This is a genomic window from Agrobacterium sp. ICMP 6402 (assembly GCF_009498615.1).
GTDB classification, from domain to species: Bacteria; Pseudomonadota; Alphaproteobacteria; order Rhizobiales; family Rhizobiaceae; genus Agrobacterium; species Agrobacterium burrii.
The window spans coordinates 75,278-93,406 of the sequence record NZ_QSNV01000012.1; the positions used below are offsets into that span (position 1 = coordinate 75,278).

General features: G+C 59.0%; 15 protein-coding genes. 8 read left to right on the forward strand and 7 right to left on the reverse strand.

The features are described 5' to 3' along the window. Positions 1-73: 73 nt before the first annotated feature. Positions 74-487 carry a hypothetical protein gene (locus tag DXT96_RS23645; RefSeq protein ID WP_153516722.1) on the forward strand — a complete coding sequence of 138 codons (414 nt, stop codon included), beginning with the start codon at positions 74-76 and terminating at the stop codon, positions 485-487. A gap of 68 nt (positions 488-555) precedes the next feature. Here the strand turns inward: DXT96_RS23645 and DXT96_RS23650 are convergent, their stop codons facing one another. The 4 genes from DXT96_RS23650 to DXT96_RS23665 form a co-directional block, all read right to left on the reverse strand. Then, positions 556-4,143, reverse strand: coding sequence for a TonB-dependent receptor domain-containing protein (locus DXT96_RS23650; protein WP_246670636.1), 3,588 nt, complete (start codon positions 4,141-4,143; stop codon positions 556-558). A gap of 147 nt (positions 4,144-4,290) precedes the next feature. After that, positions 4,291-5,217, reverse strand: a complete 927-nt coding sequence (locus DXT96_RS23655; protein ID WP_371418984.1) for a FecR domain-containing protein — start codon at positions 5,215-5,217, stop codon at positions 4,291-4,293. Between the two features lie 86 nt (positions 5,218-5,303). Then, positions 5,304-5,813 carry an RNA polymerase sigma factor gene (locus DXT96_RS23660; protein ID WP_065116490.1) on the reverse strand — a complete coding sequence of 170 codons (510 nt, stop codon included), beginning with the start codon at positions 5,811-5,813 and terminating at the stop codon, positions 5,304-5,306. A 141-nt stretch (positions 5,814-5,954) separates the two neighbouring features. After that, positions 5,955-6,857 (reverse strand): hypothetical protein, encoded by a 903-nt coding sequence (locus DXT96_RS23665; protein ID WP_153516723.1) that lies wholly within the window; start codon positions 6,855-6,857, stop codon positions 5,955-5,957. Positions 6,858-7,040: 183 nt separating this feature from the next. Here DXT96_RS23665 and DXT96_RS23670 point away from each other — a divergent pair, with 183 nt between their 5' ends. Next, positions 7,041-8,021: a 3'-5' exonuclease gene (locus DXT96_RS23670; protein WP_153516724.1), complete on the forward strand. Its 981-nt coding sequence runs from the start codon at positions 7,041-7,043 to the stop codon at positions 8,019-8,021. A 46-nt stretch (positions 8,022-8,067) separates the two neighbouring features. On the opposite strand, the gene DXT96_RS23675 is transcribed toward DXT96_RS23670, so the two are convergent. Together DXT96_RS23675 and DXT96_RS23680 are read right to left on the reverse strand one after the other, a co-directional pair. Further along, positions 8,068-8,784, reverse strand: coding sequence for a GntR family transcriptional regulator (locus DXT96_RS23675; RefSeq protein WP_153516725.1), 717 nt, complete (start codon positions 8,782-8,784; stop codon positions 8,068-8,070). 84 nt (positions 8,785-8,868) lie between these two features. Next, the gene (locus DXT96_RS23680) at positions 8,869-9,699 is read right to left on the reverse strand and encodes a hypothetical protein (RefSeq protein WP_153516726.1); all 831 of its coding nucleotides are present in this window, start codon (positions 9,697-9,699) and stop codon (positions 8,869-8,871) included. Between the two features lie 566 nt (positions 9,700-10,265). Here DXT96_RS23680 and DXT96_RS23685 point away from each other — a divergent pair. The 5 genes from DXT96_RS23685 to chrA all read left to right on the forward strand — a co-directional run bounded on the left by DXT96_RS23685 (position 10,266) and on the right by chrA (position 15,850). Further along, positions 10,266-11,165, forward strand: coding sequence for a hypothetical protein (locus DXT96_RS23685; RefSeq protein WP_153516727.1), 900 nt, complete (start codon positions 10,266-10,268; stop codon positions 11,163-11,165). Positions 11,166-11,214: 49 nt separating this feature from the next. Beyond that, positions 11,215-13,083 carry a tyrosyl-tRNA deacylase gene (locus DXT96_RS23690; RefSeq protein WP_153516728.1) on the forward strand — a complete coding sequence of 623 codons (1,869 nt, stop codon included), beginning with the start codon at positions 11,215-11,217 and terminating at the stop codon, positions 13,081-13,083. A 227-nt stretch (positions 13,084-13,310) separates the two neighbouring features. Beyond that, complete coding sequence (locus DXT96_RS23695; protein ID WP_149901415.1) at positions 13,311-13,853, forward strand: hypothetical protein; 543 nt, start codon at positions 13,311-13,313, stop codon at positions 13,851-13,853. Between the two features lie 119 nt (positions 13,854-13,972). After that, positions 13,973-14,455 (forward strand): hypothetical protein, encoded by a 483-nt coding sequence (locus DXT96_RS23700; protein WP_149901414.1) that lies wholly within the window; start codon positions 13,973-13,975, stop codon positions 14,453-14,455. 186 nt (positions 14,456-14,641) lie between these two features. Then, a complete protein-coding gene (chrA, locus tag DXT96_RS23705; RefSeq protein ID WP_153516809.1) occupies positions 14,642-15,850 on the forward strand; it encodes a chromate efflux transporter in 1,209 nt (402 codons plus the stop codon). A 6-nt stretch (positions 15,851-15,856) separates the two neighbouring features. Here the strand turns inward: chrA and DXT96_RS23710 are convergent, their stop codons facing one another. Continuing rightward, the gene (locus tag DXT96_RS23710) at positions 15,857-16,735 is read right to left on the reverse strand and encodes a LysR family transcriptional regulator (protein WP_153516729.1); all 879 of its coding nucleotides are present in this window, start codon (positions 16,733-16,735) and stop codon (positions 15,857-15,859) included. A 133-nt stretch (positions 16,736-16,868) separates the two neighbouring features. On the opposite strand from DXT96_RS23710, the gene ampC reads away from it, so the two are divergent. After that, positions 16,869-18,026 (forward strand): class C beta-lactamase, encoded by a 1,158-nt coding sequence (gene ampC / locus DXT96_RS23715; RefSeq protein WP_153516730.1) that lies wholly within the window; start codon positions 16,869-16,871, stop codon positions 18,024-18,026. Positions 18,027-18,129: the final 103 nt, after the last annotated feature.

The following is an 18,129-nucleotide window of genomic DNA, read 5'->3' on the forward strand; positions in this document are numbered from 1 at the left end:
ACCCTAGATTTGCGCCGCAGCGGCAGTAGGCAAGCTATGCGGCTGGCGATATTTTGCGAGGGGACGATTGAAAATGAGATGGATTGAAACCGGATGTCTGGCGGCTGCGCTGATGATTGTCACCGCCTGCACCTCAACCGGAGAAACCGATATTTCCCGCACGGTCGCAGCCTTCGTGGGGCAGCCGCAGGACGCGGCCATTGCCAGGCTTGGTCGCCCCAACAAGGTGGTTATCGAAAAGGGCGCAACCGAATCCTACTGGCTGAAGGTTGACGTGGAGACCTATGCCGGGCTGAGCAACCGGCGTGAATACAAGTCCGTGGATGGACAGACCCAGATGACGCAGACCGAGGGTATGAAAATCAAGGAACACCGCCGCGATTGCATCATCAAGATCACGGCGGATGCCGGCTCCATCATCAAGACCAGCGAGATCATCGGCAATCCGGCGAGTTGCGAAACCATTCTCAATCGTCCTGTTTCGTGAGCGACCTTATGTTTCTGTGAGCCGCGCGGCAGGCAGGCGCACGGCTCGAAAGTTTGAGGAGAGGTTCCTCAGAAGCGATAGTTCAACCCGACCTTGATGGCATGCAGGTTCAACGAGTTCGAGGCATTGCGACCGTTTACAATTCCGGATGTCCCGACATGGTCCACATATTCGTAGATCGGTGATTCATAGGGCTCGCAGATTTCCGGCATGGAATCGCAAAGCCAGGCCATGTTCGGATCATTCTTTAAGCCGGGATCGACCATCTCGGTGCCGGTCTGTTCGCTGGTGCGATAGTCTTTGCCGGTGCCGGCACGGGCGTTCTTGAACTTGAACGATTTGGCGCGGAAATGGCTGTAGCTGTAATCCGCACGGATCGACCAATTGTCGTTCAGCGCATATTCCGCGCCGAGGCCGACGGTGAAGCCGGCACGTGTTCCGGAAGCCTTCTCCACGAAGAATGCCGTCGTTTCGGAGCCGAGAGGATTGGTCGCGCTCGCGCCGTCTGAAATATACTGGTCGCGCCACTGGGTTTCTTTCGCCAGCGCCAGACCGGCGGTGGAGTAAACGAGCAGCTTGTCATTCACGGCGTAACCGAGCTTCGCCCGCAGACCGGCCGTCCAGTCGATATCGTAGCTGGTCGTTGCGTCCAGGTGGCCGCTCTTCGCCAGCACCGGATCGGTGGAACCGAACTTTTCGATGCCACGAAGATAGGCCTTGGTGTAATCGGCTTCGACGCCGACGACGACGCCGTTTTCCAGCTGCCGGTCATAACCGGCCTGTAATCCGAATGCGCCACCCCGCAGGTTGAAATCAGCGGATTCCCGTGCGGCCGCGCCGTTGAATGTGCCATCCAGCGAGGTCGTATTTCCCGCAAAATTCAGGAAATCGCCGCCCGCATGGGCACCCACATGGAAGCCGGTCCAGTCACGCACGAAGGAAGCGTCCGTCGGGCTGCTGAAGGGCGAAAGGCCGGGCAGGGCCTCGCCGCCGCCGATCGTCGCGGTAAGGCTGGCATAGATGGTGCGGCCGGGACCGGGCTGCGTGACGAGGCCGAGCGGATCGACATAAAAACGGTCGAACAGGTTCTCCACCCGCAGGCTCGCTGTCATGTTGTCGTTGATCTTGTATTCGGTAAACAGATCGACCAGCGTATAGGGCTCCCAGTCGACAAGCGCGATGAATTCCGACGCGCCCTGCGCTGTGACGTCGCCGTGACCGATGGCGCGCGGGCCGACATAGGAGATGCGGCCCCCGACCGTCAGCCGGTCCTCGAGGAATTTCTGCGAAAGTGTCAGGTCGACCGTATATTCCGGCTGAACATGGTTCGTCGCATAGTCGCCATAGAGAGACTTGCTGTCGCAGGTCTGCGTCGTGCGGCAATATTCGACATTCAGGAAGTAGTTTGCAGAAAGATCGGCCGAAAATCCGCCATTGGTGTAACGGCCGGAAAGTTCGAGACCGGAAAATTTGGCGCGCGGAATATTGCCGATATTCAGCGTCAGCTGCGGTTCGGTCACGACGGTTCGCGAGATGTAGTTCTTCACATCCCAGTTGAAATAACCGAACTTGATCATGGCGGTGTCATCGTCGGAGAAGATGCCGTCGCGAATGATGTTGGTGCCGATTTCCCAGTTGCTGGAGCGTTCCGGCAGGACACCCGAATTTGCGATAACACTGTTGAAGGCCGAGACAGATTCAATGATGGATGGCGAGCGCAGCGTATTCGAATAATTGACGTAGAACTGGGTGTTGTCGAACGGTTCCAGCGTCACTCCGGCAGACGGGCTGAACCCGCCATCATCCACTTTCAGGCCAACCGGCTTGCCCTGCACCTGGTAACGCTCATAGGGATCAAATCGGTCTTCAACCCAATAATGGGAGTATCGCAGGCCGCCATTAAGGGTGAGCCAGTCCACCGGCTTGTAAGCTGCCTTGGCAAAGGCTGCACCTTCATGGCGGATGGCGTCGCGCGGTGTCAGCCAGCCCTCCAGAACGGCCGTGTGGTCGCTGCCTTTTGTGTCTTCGGCGCGGTAGGAAAATCCGTAGTTCAGGTCGAAATCGCCGTAATCCAGGCTGAATTGCGAGCGGTTGGTAATCTCCGCTCCCCACATATTGGTATCGGTGCCCACCCGGAAGCCCGATGGCAGGCCGATCTTCTCCGGCGTCAGGCCACGCCCGCCGCGCACGGGGTTGCGGACTTCGAGATGGTTGAAATAGAAATTCGACTTGAAGTCGATGAGGTCATTGTCTTCGGGGTTCCAATTGTATCTGGCGGTAAATGTATCGAGGCTGGTGCTGACGGTCTGGTCCTGCTGCTGCGCCTGTCCGGTATTCGAGGTCAGCCGCGAGGCAAGCCTGTCTCCGGCCTCGCTTCTGTATCCCATGTAACCGATCTGGAATGTCTGGTCGTCTGATAGACGCGCCGTGACCTTCGCCAGAAGCGATTGCGTTTCCAGCTCGGTATTGAGGACTTCCTCGCCGCCGCGATAGTTGACCAGGCCTTCATTGATCATCGTGTTGGGCAGAGTGCCGCCCCAATATTTCGTGTCGCCGATGTTTTTCGGGGACGCGACAGGACCATGGCTGCCGGCGTGATAATTGCCCTGACGGCGATGCGCATATCCGGCGACGACATCGATGTCCTCGCCCTTGTAAGCGCCGATGACGCTGCCGGAACCGGTCGTCGGCTTCAGGAAGGCTGGCTTGTCCATGCCGTCGGCGGACGGTGTCGCGGTGCCTGCGCCAGACTGGTAGCTATAGCCGCTCAACGCGCCTTCGGTCGGGCTGGACGAATTGGTGCCGAAGCCGCCCTTGACCTTTAGCCCCCATTTCTCGCCCGGCTTGACGATGTCGTCGGCGCCGACCGTTCGCATCGCCACCGATCCGGCATTGCCGAAGGAAGCGGCATCGGCTCCCTTGGTAATGTCTACACCGGCGATGAAATCGGGATCGACATAGGTGCGGTTCGAGACGCCCTGATAACCCTGATAGACCGTCACGGAATTTTCCGCGCCGTCGATCGTCGTGGCGACGCGGCCCATTCCCTGCATGCCGCGAATATTGACGTCGATGGCACCGGCACCGTTTCGCGCTTCGCCGGACATCACGCCGGCCGTGCCACGAAACATGTCGGCCGGGCTTGAGCCGCGGAAGCGCTCGATATCCTCGCCCGAAATGAAGGCGGTCGGGGCATCGTTGCCATATGGCGCGTCCGGACTGCCATATCGTCCGGTCTTGCCGGTGACGGTGATTGTTTCGAGAACGAGCGAGCCATCCGCAGAGGTTGCCTCCGGTGCCTGTGAGGCGTTGGAAACCGTTACGCGATCCGGCGCAGTGAAGCGGAAGCTGAGGCCGGTGCCGTCAAGCAGCTTGCCGAGTGCTTCCCGCGGCGGCAGGGAACCGGCCGCGCCGGAGGTCTTGAGCCCGCGTGTCAACGATGCGTCGTAGAAAATCTGGATACCGCTTGCGGCGCCAAAGCGCGTCAGCGCCACATCAAGGGACCCGGCGGGAATGGAAAACTGGCGCAGCTCCTGCGCAACAGCCTGGGTGTGGACATATAGGGATACGGAGCAGGCCAGTGATGCGCAGAATGCTGCAAGCCTCAAACGCCGTTCGCGACCACCGGATTTATGTCCCGTCGCCAATAAAGTCATCCCCGTCTTCCCTTCCATTTCGCCGCCTTGCTGCGGCCTCTGATAGGGAAGACGACCGAGGCGCAGGAACCCGAAAAGATTTGTGGAGTTTTTTTGTAATATTTTTCGGATCGTCCGGAATCCAGGGCTGTCTCCGGTTTGAACGGTTCAGACGAGCAGCAGTATTCCGCCTGCGCCGACCGCATGAAGATGCAGGGTTTCTTCAAGGTGGGCGATAATGTCCTGCGGCCGGTTGAGCTGAAAGACGCCCGAGACATGCAGGGAGCGCAGGCTTTGACGGGTAATGATGATCCTGCCGCGCCGGTGGCGGTTCAGGCTCGCGACGATGTCTTCCAGCGGACGGTTGTTGAAGACCAGCATGCCTTCACGCCATGCCGATGCCGTCTCGAGGTCGATTGCCGATTTTTCCCCAAGGCCAGCGTTCGAATAGACGATTGCCTCTCCGGGAAGCAGCTGCGCATCGCCGAGACAGTACACGCTGAGCGGGCCGGACAGGCATTCCACCGTCACGCCGCTGGCATTGTGGGTGACGCTGAACGTGCCGCCAGAGGTCTGCACACGACCATTGCCGGCTTTGACCACAAAAGGAATATTCGCCGCCTGCTGGACGGTGAAAACCGCTGCACCTGCCGTGAGATCGAATTGCCGTTCGCCGCGCTCCAGCGACAGGGCGGAGCCGCCATCGAGAAAGGCGGTCGATCCATCCGGCAGGCTGACATTCTGCTGTTCGCCGACGCCAGTTGAAAAATCCGCGAGCATTGCGCCGATGGAGGGCAGGTAACCGAGTTCCGGCAGCGCGACGGCAATGCCGGCAAGGCCGGCGGCAAGGCTGCCGCCCACCAGAAAGGATCGTCTGGATGTGGCTTTGACGCGGGTCTGCGCCTGCGCCTCCAGAGCCGGGCCAAGATCGCGCCAGAGCGCCGACGCCTCGATGAAGGCGCGTTCGTGATCGGCGCTGAGGCTGCGCCAGTGGCGGAGCGCCTCCGTATCCTCAACCGTGGCCGCGCCGGAGCGCAACCTGACGATAAAGGACGTGGCCATTCTTCTGAGCGCATCGGATCCTTCGTTCAACACGCAACCCCTATCAAAAAACCGTCTGGATGCCGGAATTTCACATGAACCTCATTAGCTCTAACGATCACAAACGGTAAATCCGAAAATTATCTGCGCCGCTCATGTCCCATTTTCTCGATGCAGTAATTGAGGGCGCGGTTGATTTCCATTTCCACCGTGCGGGTGGAGACATGGAACTCTTCCGCGATTTCGGCATAGGGACGAAATTCCAGCCGCGCCGCGACCAGCATCTTTCTCTGTCGATCCGGCAGCTCACCGATGACCCGCATGAGCTGCCGGATCTGGTCGCGGTCGATCACCTGCTGGTCCGGCCCCGGGCGCTCGTCGCGAATGGAAAGGGCATCCTCGATCTGTTCGGTCGTGGCTCGGTGCCTGCGGCCCCGCCCGTGATCGATTGCCAGCGACCTGGCGATGCGCTTGAGATAAGGCACTGGTGCTGCGGATGCATTCGAGCTGTTTCTCGCCAGCTTGATCCATGCCTCATGGGCAAGATCTTCGGCATCCTCGCGCGAACCCGTCATCCGCGTCAGATATCGCTTGATATCCGACTGGGTTTTCAGGAATGCCGAAAGGAATTTGTCGTCGCGCTGCGTCATGACCGACCTGGAGATTGAACTTCAGGCGATACCCCGTGGCAGACGCAAATTCAATACTTAACTAAAATAATCATGTTAAAGCCGGCACGGCCGTGATCGCGGCGGCCGTGCATGTCCGAGCCGCTCCGGCCTGGGAAGGTGTTACAGCTGCATCTTGATCGTCAGCATATATTCGGTGCCTTTCGCCCGGTCGCGGGTGCGGGACACTTCAAGGGTGACTTTTTCCAGCTTGCGTTCGAGGCTCTCCTTGATCGTTCCGCCGGGCGTGTCCTCGCGGCGCAACGAGGTGTTGCCATAACCAATGCCGATTTTGCGCGTGATGGCGTTTTCCGTATAGGTTCTTCCGAACATGGCAGACGCCTGCCCGCTGCGGACAGTCGCGTCGAAACCACGGGAATCGATGTCGCGATAGGCCGAGCCGCTGATCGAATTGTCCGACTGGCTATAGCTGCCACCCGCACTTATTCTGGCAAGTCGGTGTCCGTCGTGCTCAAGCGAAACATTGCCGTCGGCTGATGGTCCGAAAAGCCCGCCATTCATGCTGTCCTTGTAGGTGAATCGGAAGCGGCCGCTGCGGGCATCGACCTGATAATTGTAGGAGGCGTCGCCGCTGCGCACCTGAATGCCCGGGGCCGGTTCGCTGCCGAGGATCGGCGAAACCTTGTCGGCGAAATTGAAGAGGGGTCTGGTGACCTGTTCGAATTCCGTCTGCGACAGCTGAACGGGCTTTCCCTCCGCATCGAAACCGCCGACCGCGAGGCAGGGGCGCTGATTGATGACGCTTTTCAGGGCAAACAGCGTGCAATTGTCGCTGGTCATGCCGGCAATGGCGGCGTGGACGGAGTTGCGCAGTGTATAGCTGCCGCAGCAGGAAAAGGCGTCGTTATCGGCGCTCGCATCTCTCGTATAACCGGTGAAGACGATGCCGCTTGCTCCGGTGGAAATGTTCACATTGGCGAATTGCGGGCCGCTTTGCAGCGGAAACAGCTTCAACCGGCTCTGGTCAGCGAGCGTTTTCGGGTTGGAAAGCGATGGGATCGGCATTCGTTTTCTCTCCTTGAACACGGAACAGTGTTTCCCTTCTAACACCGCAACGAGAAGGTGCAACCCGCAACCTGTGTGGGTCAGTTTCTGTGGATGAAAGCAACCGCTGTTGTTACCGTGAGCCTCTGCACATATGCTGGACTACTTAAATCACGATTTCCGGACACGGCGGACAGGCGCATAATGAGCTCCCAGTTGGATTTTTTCGGTTCCGCGGCGGCGCGGCTTCCCCAGGGTGAACGGGGACGAAAAGCGGCCGGCCGCGAAACGGCAAAGGCGAATGTTGCGGATGACGAGACGCTTGCCGGATATCTTGAATCCACCGGAAATTACCGTGTTTCACGCCGGCTCATGCCACGTTCCGTCGTAGACAGACCGCGGCCGGAGTTCCCCCGTCAGGGCATTATCCTTGATACCGAAACCACGGGCCTCAATCATCGAACCGACGAGATTATCGAGATCGGCGTTATCGCCTTCACATTCGACGATCATGGTGCGATCGGCGACGTTACCGGCGTCTATGGCGGCCTGCGGCAGCCCGGCGTCACTATCCCGGAAGAGATCACGCGCCTGACCGGGATCACCGACGAGATGGTCGCCGGACAGGTGATCGACATGGACCGCCTGAGCGCGCTTGTTGCTCGGGCGGATCTGATCATCGCCCATAATGCCGGCTTTGACCGTCCGTTCTGCGAGGCCTTCTCGCCGATTTTCCGCGAGAAGGCATGGGCCTGTTCGGTTTCCGAGATCGACTGGCGGGCGCGGGGTTTTGAAGGCAGCAAACTTGCCTATCTGATTGGGCAGTCCGGTTATTTCCACGACGGCCATCGCGCCGTCGATGATTGTTTTGCGCTTCTGGAGGTGCTGGGTCATGCGCGTGCGGGGCAGGGCGAAGCACCCTTCGCAGAACTGTATCAGGCAAGCCAGCGCTCAAGGGTCCGCATTTATGCGGAAAACAGCCCCTTCGACATGAAGGATCATCTGAAAAAGCGCAGCTACCGCTGGTCGGATGGTTCGGATGGCCGGCCGAAAGCCTGGTGGGTGGAAGTAGCCGAAGAAAAGCTCGATGAGGAGCTGCATTTCCTGCGGACCGAGATTTACCGCTGGGAGGCCGATCCCCCGGTCAAGCACCTCACAGCTTTCGACCGCTTCAAGGCAAACTAGCGCATTCGTGTCCGAGCAACCGACATTGCCGGCCATCCGCCAGCGATCAGGAGAGCGGTGTCAGCGCGTTTCTCAGGCTGACACCCTGCTTCGGCTGCAGATCGAGATCGGCCTCGATATGATCGAGGTGATGGATCATAAGATCTGAAGCGCCTTTTGCATCGCCCTTTGCGACAAGCTCGAGAATGGCAAGGTGTTCATTGTGGCCGCAGCTCGAAATACCCGAGCGGCCATAAAGGGCGACGACCAGCGAGGAGCGGGCGACCAGTTCATCCATAAACCGCTGGAGGATGACATTCCCGGACAGGGCCGCCAGCAGGAGATGGAAATCGCCCGAGGCCTTTATTTCCGCCCGGCGCGCGGCCGGGCCACGCTCATTCATATATTGCGCCTCTTCGACGAGGTGATGCTGAAATCGCACAATATCCGCAGGCGTGATGTGCTCCACCGCCGCCGCGATGATGCCCGGCTCGATCAGGCGGCGCGAGGCGAAAATCTGGCGCGCTTCTTCCGGCGAGGGCGTGGAAACGAAGGCCCCACGGTTACGCTCGGTCTTCACCAGCCCCTCGAAGGCCAAAATCTGCAAAGCGGCACGCGCCACCGTGCGGCTGACGTCGAAAAGCGCCCCGACCTCCGCCTCCGGGAGCTTCGTTCCCGGCGCGATCCGCCGGTCGATGATGGCATTGCGCAGGGATTCGCGGATCAGGAGCGAGCGATCCTCGATTGTGGCATCCACGGCTGGGGTCTTTTCTGGCAGGGTCATGTCACGCATCCGGTATCGCTTCTTCTAACCCGGCGGTGTCGGTTTTCCTAGTGGCGCCATTGTCGCGAGCAACCGCTGATGCCGTCAGGCTCTCAAAATCCCCAGCCACACGACAACAAATGCCAGTTGCTGGGCGATATCCCTTTGCACATTCTGCAATGTCCTGTCGCTTAGAAGTATGCGGGACCCGTCCCTCTTCAGAATGGTCAGACGTTCTGCCTTGGCCAATAGGGCGGTGACCTGGGCGCGGCTTACCCCATAGGCGCGCGCAGCCGCCTTGCGGGAAAACTCACAATCTGAAGCATCGGATTTGCTAGTTTTGGCCGCAGACAGCAGATCCAGCAGCAGAGGAAACCCGGGGGCATGGCCCAGGAACATCAGGGTTTCCATTGATGTCGGGATAAACTCCTGCGGTTGCTTCAAAAGCCAGCCGACGCCACCGATAAGGCTGTTGATGCCGATGTCATCTTTCGCCGGCCTGTCCATAACCGGTTGCGCCCCCCATGGCGCGGCTGCGGCAAGATAAGCCTCGGCGAGCGTCTCGATCGCCATGATCAGCCAGCCACACAACGACCACGGACGTTCGCGGTTGTCGTCACGGGGTTGATGCCGCCGGGCGGCGCCTTCGAGTTCCAGCCAGTCGATCAAGGCCCGTGTCCTGCGGCTGGAGGCCCAGCCCCGGGGGACGACGATGGCCTGAACCGCAGCCAGGGTAAATTGGCCGCCATGGATCGACGCCAGAGCGATGGCGCACAGTATCGTTGCGAATGCGCCGAAATCACCGATGGCGCGGACGAGGCGCGGCTCCTGCTTGAAGACCGTCGATATCTGCGAGCAAAAACGGATGGCAGTCTCGTCAAAAGCGGCATCATTCAGGATCCGGTTTGCAAGGGGTGTCAGCCTCTCCTGAAGCATGTCCGGCTGCGGCCGAACGGGGTCTCCTTGCGGGAGCGATTTTGAATCCTGCGCAACTGCTTTTCCAGATGCCTTTCTCCCACGGAATTCTAAGTTTCGCTACTTTATGGCGAATTTTAAAATATGAATTTTGTTCGCCGGCTGCGGCCGTTCAGGCTCGCATGACAGCTGAAATGTTCCGGGTTCGGGAGATGCGTGCAATTTGTTGCACTCCCGCGCCGCTCTCCTTGAGGGTATTAAAAAATACTCTCATAAATTGAGTGTTAAAGGACGCATTGAAATATGTGCCCTTTTGGAACGGTTTGCGAGAGCGGCGATAATAACAATTTTATCGTCTGTTTTTATTGCATAATTTTATTTGGCTTCGGACATAAAATCTTTCGTTGGGCAATCGAAAACACAATCTTTGATGGTTGTTTTTTCGGCCTTGACGGAGTGGCGAAAACTGCATTCCGAAGCCGCCAGGCATCCGCATGTTTCTACCGAGTTTCTGGCGCGTCCGGCAGCAATGCCGGGTGGGCCACGGCACGTCCATTCACCACAATTCTCAGAAGGAGGATAAAGCGATGCAACTTCGACATGTTATTTTTGCCGGCCTTGCGGCAATCGCGATGCAGTTTGACATTCCGTCCATGGGCCAGCCGGCCATTGCAAATGCGGCCGCCCTCACCACCGAGCAGGTGGCGGCTTTCCAGTCAAAACTTGAACAGGCGGAAGCAAGCCGGGAGCTGCTCGGCCGCCGATCCGTGTGCCTGATGGAACATCTGACGGCGCAACAGCAGCTCAGCGCCGAACGGGAGAGGGCGCTGGGAGAGGCCATGTACCTGCAGATCGAGCTGGAACGGCAGGTGGCGCAGTCCGAAACCAGCGTGAAGGGCTACGAGGAGCTGGTTCAGTCCGAGAGCGAGAACGTCAGGGCGCGTCAGGCCACCTTCGAAAAAGCCCGTAGGGAAAGGGACGAGCAGGCCAAGAGAGTAACGATATGCAGCGGCGTCCTCTTCTTCCTGCCGGGAATTTGCCAGGCCGGTGACGCCGCGGTCAAGGCGTTCGGCTGGATGAACGATGCGGAGAGGGAATACCGCATCGCACAGCCGCGGCTGGACAATGCCCGGGCGGCGCTTGAGGGCGTTCGCAACCAGCTCGAAAACAATCGCCGCCAGCTGATTGCGGCACAGCAGAGCCACGCGGAAAACCAGAGCGCGGTGAAAAATCTGGAAGAGCAGATCACCAGGCTCAAAGCGGCGATTTCCACCATCAACGGCAAGGTTCAGGACTTCAACATTCAGGTGGGCAACTTCACCAACGCTCTGAAGGAAGCGAGCGAGGTCAATCCTGACGACGCGAAAATACGCCAGGTCGACCGGCTGTCCGCCGAGATCGACGGCCTGACCAAAGACGTGCCGCAGTTTATTTCCTCCACCGAGGCCGGACTGCCTGAAGACGCCAGGAAACAATGCGGATCGTGAGCGATCAACCCCATGACTGTCCGTAACAACCATTAACAGGAGCATGAAAATGAATAATGTCGTGACCTTTGAAAGCCGGGAAGCCAAAATCAAAAGCGAGATCGACGCCAGTGTCGATACGATCCTTTCGCAGCCGAAGTTTAATCTTCCCAAGTCAGATACGGCGCTCGTCCGGTCCTATGTCGACAAGATCCAGGGAACTTACGATGTCGAGCGGGCCAAGCGCGATACCGACAACGCGATCGATCTGCTCTACATCGCCTACAACACCACCCCGCAGGAGGAAGGCGACGTTCGCGTGCGCATCAGCGCGATCATGAACAAGCTGATAACGGCGCAGCAGAAAAGCGAACTCACCATGCGAAACGCGATGGATGAGGCCGGCAGGATCGGCAAGGCGATCGCCGATCTGTTCCCGGACTGGCTCGACGTCCGGGAGGGAAACGATCAGGCCGAGATCAAGACATTTGTCTCCAATGATCTGATTAAACTCGCCAAAAACATCCGCGACAGGGCGCTGAGTGTTCGCAACGAGCTTCTGGTTATCGCGTCCACCTATGATGTCATCATCAAGGACACGGTGCAGACAACGGACAAGAGCGAAACCGTTTTGAGCAAACGGCTTGTCGACAAGGCCGCGATTGAACGGGAAATCACCGAAGCGGGCGCGCGACGCGAACAGCTTGAATCGCTCGTCAACGACCTGAGGGTGCAGGTCGCCGAATTCGAGAAGAAAGCGAGTGAATACGAGAAGCGCGCCAATACGGCAGAGCAACGCGCATTTGTCATGTCGATCGTTCGTGTCGGCGCGCAGATGATCTCAAGCGCCATTCCCGCCATCGCCATGGTGGCTGGTGGTCCTGCCTCGATGCTGGCGTCTTCGGTCGGCGGCGCGCTTTCGGGGCAACCCAAAGGTGGTCAGGATGCCGATGGGCAGGGGCAGGGCGGAGGCTCGCGCAACCCGGCGACAGGCGGCGGCAAGAACGATGCAGCCGCCAAGCAGAGCGAGCTTTCCGAACAGAAAGCCGAGCTCCGCAAAAGCCAGGAAAAGCGCGATGCCTTGAAGGGCGATATCAAATCGCTGGAGGAATCGAAGTCGAAGCTGGCGGATGAGGCTACAGGCGCCGATCCGAAATCGAGCAAGGCGGTCGAACTTGCCGAACTCGAAAAACGTCTGAAGGCGCGGTCTGACGAACTCAAGATGCAGGAGGAAAAGGTTGCAAAGCAGGAAACCATCGTTTCCAGCCTGCAGGCTTCGCTCGATGCCCTGGACAAGGGGCTGGGCAAGCTTTCCGACGAGCAACAGCAACAGGCGGCGAGCCTGCGTGAAATCCAGATGCAAATGATCGACAAGGCGGAAGCCTATGAAAAGGAACGCCGCACCCAATCCGCCGAACTGGTGAAAATCAACGCCCTGCTCAAAGGCAAGCAGACCGAAGACGACAAAATCCAGCTTGCGGTCCAGTCGCTGAATGTCAGTCTCTCGGCCCTGAAGCGCATGAAGGAGATCATCGAGGAGGTTGCATTTTTCTTCAAGACCTTCGCCGACTTCATGCAGGCCATCGCCGATGACGCCCAGCACCAGATCAGCGGCATCGAAAGCGTTGCCGAACTGGAAGTCATTCGAAAGAACCGCTTCGCGCAGCTCGTCCGCTCCGTCGATGAGTTTTTCGTCAGGCAAACCGGTCAATGGCATGCGGTTGTGATTGTCTGCGACAGGTTCAGCCGCAGTTTTGCGGATGGCTGGTCGAAGCTGAACAAGCTGCAAGGCAAATATCTCTCGGGCATCGAACTGACGAACTATATGGCCGAGGCCTCGGTGAAACTCACCGAGATCGTCGCCGAACGCGAAGCCGCAGCAGATGCAAAGATCGCATCGTTGCAGGCCTATCGTGCGGATCTGAACAAAAGCGCCTGATGCGCCAGAGACTGCCATTCCTGCCCCGGCCCGGCAGGAAGCGTATCCATGGTCTCAGCCGGAATCGTCCCCTTGGCATGGATCATGGGCAATGTCCTGCCGGCGAATATGCCGGCAGGACGGCTAGGAACGAAATCTCACCATTCACCAACGCAAAATCAACGACGGGCATCCGGACGCCATCGAAGCGCAACCTGTGCTGCGTCATTTTCAAGAAGGAGAAGACCGTGCCGACAGTCAACAACCCTCCCGTTTTGGTCCCTCAGGGCACCCCCGCCTGGTGCTTTGCCGCCGTCGAGCAGATGGTGCGGGCCTATCGTGGGCTTCCTGCGGCCACGCAATACGACATTGCGAGACGCAATACCGCAGCGCTCGCGACCGTCGACCCGCAGGTTCAGGAACGCTGGGAGCTGGCGCAGGTTCTGGATCAATCCGCTGGCATCCTTGAACTGGGCGGGGCAAATCCGAACAGCAATATCGTCAAGCTGGTTTCCAGCCAGTGGAATGCCTTCGATCACACAACGACCAACGGCCACTTCGTCAATGGTCTGACCACCGATATCGTCAGACACGAGATCGACAACAACCGCGTCTTCGTGATCGGCACGGAGTACCATTATTACCTCGTCTACGGCTACACCGTGGATGGCAAGGATCTCGAACTTCATATCCTCGATCCATGGCCGGCCGGGCGGGGTGGCACCAGAACACGCATCGGCCTGCAGGAGTTCCTGGGAATGCCGGCCCGCGTCGCCATCACCTTCGGCTAGGCCGCCAACCACACTCCCTTCGATTGCCGGTCGGCACCGAAGCAACCAAAAATTCCACCATGCGATCCTGCACGTCAACGTCCGGGACAGGTGGCTCATGTCCAAAAAAGGAGACACACATGCCAATTCTCAGCAATTTCGTGGTCAAGCATATCCGGCCCTTCGGTGAAGCGGGTTATAATGCTTTCGGCAATGACCAGACCATCGAGTTCCTATCAAGCCTCGGGCTTAGCACGGGGGATATCGCCAATATCTTTGCCGCATGGCGTCTTGCGGCCCTGGCTGATCCTGTCGGCGAGAGCAATCTTCTCGTTGCGGCAGCAAATGCGCTGGCGCAGGCGCGATGGGAAAACCTTTATGAGACCCAGATGAGCACGGTGCTTTTCCTCGATGATGTCCAGCTCGAATCCCTCAGCCATCTCGAACCCGGGGCGAACCGCAATTTTTCGTGGCGATCCCCGACCCCCATCGCCGCCGCAGTGACTATCCACAACGGCAGCAACAGGCATCACATCATCTGGGAGGCAACGGGTTTTTCCGGCGGCACCGATGAAAATGGCTGGATTTCGCACTTCGCCGACCTCTTGCCGACCGGGCGATAGGCCCTTCGCCGGATAGTCGCCAAACGACACCGGAAAGTTATCGTAACTTTCCGGTGTCGTTGCGGCCAGCCCCTTCATATGCCTGTCATAGTGGTATCTGATACCGAAACCGTTTTTAGGCTGATATGTGTTGACGAATAGCCGTTGCACGCAGGGAGTTCTTTGGTGAAATCGTCAACGCGAATCATGGAGACCGAAGTGCGCAGCCATAGGCACGGCACGCCCGGTGAAGTTTTTGCTGCTTTCCTGAAACTTGGTGTCACTTCTTTCGGTGGTCCCATCGCCCATCTCGGTTATTTTCGCGATGAGCTGGTCGTACGGCGCAAATGGATCGACGAGGCCGGTTATGCCGATCTCGTGGCGCTCTGTCAGTTTCTTCCCGGCCCGGCCTCCAGCCAGGTGGGTTTTGCGCTCGGGCTTTTGAGGGCCGGGCCGCTCGGCGCTATGGCGGCATGGACGGCATTTACCCTGCCATCCGCCATCCTGCTTTTGCTGTTCGCCACCATCGCCGCTTCGATCGAGGGGCCGGTGGGCACCGGCCTGCTGCATGGCCTCAAGATCGTCGCCGTCGCCGTGGTGGCGCAGGCGGTCTGGGGCATGGCAAAAAGCCTTGCGCCGGATCGGCAGCGGGCCAGCATTGCGCTTTCCGGCATTGTCTGCGTGGTTTTTCTGGCCGGAGCCTTCGGACAAATCCTGGCGCTTGCCGTGGGCGCCATTGCCGGGCTTGTCTTCTGTCGCGACGGTGCGGTGCGGGAAGCTTCTCATCTCCAGTTCCGGGTGCCGAAAAGCGTCGGATATATCGCGCTCACAGCCTTCATCCTGCTCCTCGGCCTGTTGCCGCTGCTTGCGGCGATAGCGGGATCGCAGGGTCTCTCGTTGTTCGATGCGTTTTATCGCGCCGGCGCGCTGGTCTTCGGCGGCGGGCATGTGGTCCTGCCGCTGCTGCAGTCCGAAGTCGTCGCCACCGGCTGGGTGACGGAGGATGCATTTATCGCCGGATATGGAGCGACACAGGCCGTTCCCGGCCCGCTTTTCACCTTTGCCGCCTATCTCGGCGCGGTGGTTGGGCCGCAGCCAAACGGCGTTTTCGGTGCGGCCATCGCCCTTGTCGCGATCTTCCTGCCGGGCATGCTGCTTCTCATCGGTGCGCTGCCCTTCTGGGAAGGGTTTCGCCGGCATCTTCTGGCGCAGGCGGCCATGCGTGGTGCAAATGCGGCCGTTGTCGGCATTCTTGGTGCCGCACTTTATGATCCGGTGTGGACCAGTGCCGTCTTTACCCCGAAGGATTTCACGCTGGCCCTTGCGGGTTTCATCCTGTTGACGGTGTGGAAGACGCCGCCATGGGTCGTGGTGGTGATCTGCGCTGCCGGCGGCGTTCTGCTGGCGCTGCTGTAAGCCATGTCAGGCAAAGTCAGCATGGGTCGACATCCAGTCCGAGAAGGCCTGCATGGCGGATGTCTGCGGTTTTGATTGCAGCCGCGTCAGCCAGTAGCTTCCAAGCGATATGGTGACGGGGAAGGGCTGGATGATTGCCCCGGACGCCAGATGCCGCGAAAACATCGATGGCGGAGCCAGCGCCACGCCCAGCCCCTGCAGCGCGGCCTCCATCATGCCGAGCGAGGTATCGAAAACGATCCCGGCATTCACCTGCGCTGTGGGCGTCACGCCGGCGGCCGCAAACCATGTGCTCCATTCGTCGGACCGGTAGCTGCGCAAAAGCGTCGCCTCGACAAGATCGGCAGGTGTTTTTAAAGTCTCCGCCAGTTTGGGCGTGCAAAGCGGCGAAAGCGGCGCATCGAAAAGCCGGAAGGCATCGGTGCCGTGCCATGAACCCTGACCGAAGCGGATGGCAAAATCCAGCCCTTCGGCCGCCATGTCCACCCGGTTATTGTTGGTGGAAACCCTGATATCGATGAAGGGATGCTGCTTTTGAAAATCCTTCAGCCGCGGCAGAAGCCAGCCGACGGCAAAGGTGCCAACGACCCCCAGAAACAGCAATTCACGCACCTGTCCGGCCTCGATCCTGTCGAGCGTCGTCGCCATCTGATCGAAGGAACTGGTGACGGTGGGCAGAAGCGCTTCACCCTCGGCGGTGATTTTCAACCCGCGCGGAAGCCGCTGAAACAGCGAGACGCCCAGCCGCTTTTCCAGCACCTTCACCTGCTGGCTCACCGCCGCCTGCGTGACGCAGAGTTCGATGGCCGCGCGCGTGAAGCTGAGATGTCTTGCCGATGCCTCGAAGGCCCGAAGACCGTTTAAGGGAAGGAATTGCCGAACCATTTGAGGCCTAGATTTTCTTGTATCTCTTCCGAGATATCATGGTTTGTTCGTGCAAAGTAGGGCGGCTAAAGCTCTTTCGCTGGGGACGGTGCAAACGCCGGTCATCTACCTGAGGTTTTGGAGAATGCGAAAGATGAAACTCAATCACGGACATATTGCCTTTGCCGCGCTGCTCTCGGCCGGCCTGTTCACACAGGCCTCCGCCGCCGATGAGGCGAAGTTGAAGGCGATAACGGATGCCGCGATAAAGCCGGTCATGGAGAAAAACGGCATTCCGGGTCTGGCTGTCGCCATCAGTGTCGGCGGCGAAAATCACGTCTTCACCTATGGCGTCATGTCCAGGAGCACCGGCCAGCCGGTCACGCCGCAGACCTTGTTCGAGCTCGGCTCGATCAGCAAGACATTCACTGTGTCGCTCAGCACCTATGCCGAGATGAACGGCCAGCTGTCGCTGTCCGGCAAGGTTGCGGATTATCTTCCGTCGATGAAAGGCAGACCGTTCGGCGATGTTACGCTGATGCATCTCGGCACCCACACCGCCGGCGGCTTTCCGTTGCAGGTACCAGATAACGTCAAGACGGAACAGCAGCTTCTGGCCTATCTCAAGGACTGGAAGCCCTCCTACAAGGCCGGGACCCATCGCACCTATGCCAATCCCAGCATTGGGATGCTGGGTTATGTCACCGCAAAGGCAATGGGCCAGAGCTTTGATGATGCGATGCAGGGCACGCTGTTGCCCGGACTGGGGCTGAAGAACACCTTTACCGTGGTGCCGAAGGCAAAGATGGGGGATTATGCGCAGGGCTATAAGCGCAGTGGAGAACCGGCCCGCGTGACGCCGGCCATTCTCTCCTCGGAGGCTTACGGCGTCAAATCGTCGGCAAGCGACATGATCCGTTTCGTCAATGCCAATATGGGTCTTGAGACGCTGGACGGAAAAATGCAGCAGGCGCTCCTCAACACCCATACGGGATATTTCGGTGTCGGCGCGATGGTGCAGGACATGGTCTGGGAGCAGTATGCCTATCCGGTTGCCCTGAAGACGCTGGTCGATCTGAATTCCGGCGCCCTTTTGAAGACGGTCCCGGTTTCCGAAATCACCCCGCCGATGAAACCGCGTCAGGATGTCCTCATCAACAAAACGGGTTCCACCAATGGTTTTGGCGCCTATGTCGCTTTCATACCGCAGCAGAAACGCGGCGTCGTCATTCTGGCCAATAAAAACTATCCCAATGAGGACCGTGTCGCCCTGGCCTATGAGATTTTGACGGCGCTTGACAAGGCGCAATAATACGCGCGGGCCGGTCCGCTGCCGGCCACTCCGGCGCGGGAGTTGAATTGCTCCCGCGTCAAGGCGGATTGCGCTTTCGTCGAAACGCCCGCTGGCGTCAGGA

Excerpts from the sequence above, each read along its gene's own strand:
- DXT96_RS23645 (WP_153516722.1), top strand. The coding sequence starts at position 74 with ATGAGATGGATTGAAACCGGATGTCTGGCGGCTGCGCTGATGATTGTC.
- DXT96_RS23650 (WP_246670636.1), bottom strand. The coding sequence starts at position 4,143 with ATGACTTTATTGGCGACGGGACATAAATCCGGTGGTCGCGAACGGCGT.
- DXT96_RS23660 (WP_065116490.1), bottom strand. The coding sequence starts at position 5,813 with ATGACGCAGCGCGACGACAAATTCCTTTCGGCATTCCTGAAAACCCAG.
- DXT96_RS23665 (WP_153516723.1), bottom strand. The coding sequence starts at position 6,857 with ATGCCGATCCCATCGCTTTCCAACCCGAAAACGCTCGCTGACCAGAGC.
- DXT96_RS23670 (WP_153516724.1), top strand. The coding sequence starts at position 7,041 with ATGAGCTCCCAGTTGGATTTTTTCGGTTCCGCGGCGGCGCGGCTTCCC.
- DXT96_RS23675 (WP_153516725.1), bottom strand. The coding sequence starts at position 8,784 with ATGACCCTGCCAGAAAAGACCCCAGCCGTGGATGCCACAATCGAGGAT.
- DXT96_RS23680 (WP_153516726.1), bottom strand. The coding sequence starts at position 9,699 with ATGCTTCAGGAGAGGCTGACACCCCTTGCAAACCGGATCCTGAATGAT.
- DXT96_RS23685 (WP_153516727.1), top strand. The coding sequence starts at position 10,266 with ATGCAACTTCGACATGTTATTTTTGCCGGCCTTGCGGCAATCGCGATG.
- DXT96_RS23690 (WP_153516728.1), top strand. The coding sequence starts at position 11,215 with ATGAATAATGTCGTGACCTTTGAAAGCCGGGAAGCCAAAATCAAAAGC.
- DXT96_RS23700 (WP_149901414.1), top strand. The coding sequence starts at position 13,973 with ATGCCAATTCTCAGCAATTTCGTGGTCAAGCATATCCGGCCCTTCGGT.
- chrA (WP_153516809.1), top strand. The coding sequence starts at position 14,642 with ATGGAGACCGAAGTGCGCAGCCATAGGCACGGCACGCCCGGTGAAGTT.
- DXT96_RS23710 (WP_153516729.1), bottom strand. The coding sequence starts at position 16,735 with ATGGTTCGGCAATTCCTTCCCTTAAACGGTCTTCGGGCCTTCGAGGCA.
- ampC (WP_153516730.1), top strand. The coding sequence starts at position 16,869 with ATGAAACTCAATCACGGACATATTGCCTTTGCCGCGCTGCTCTCGGCC.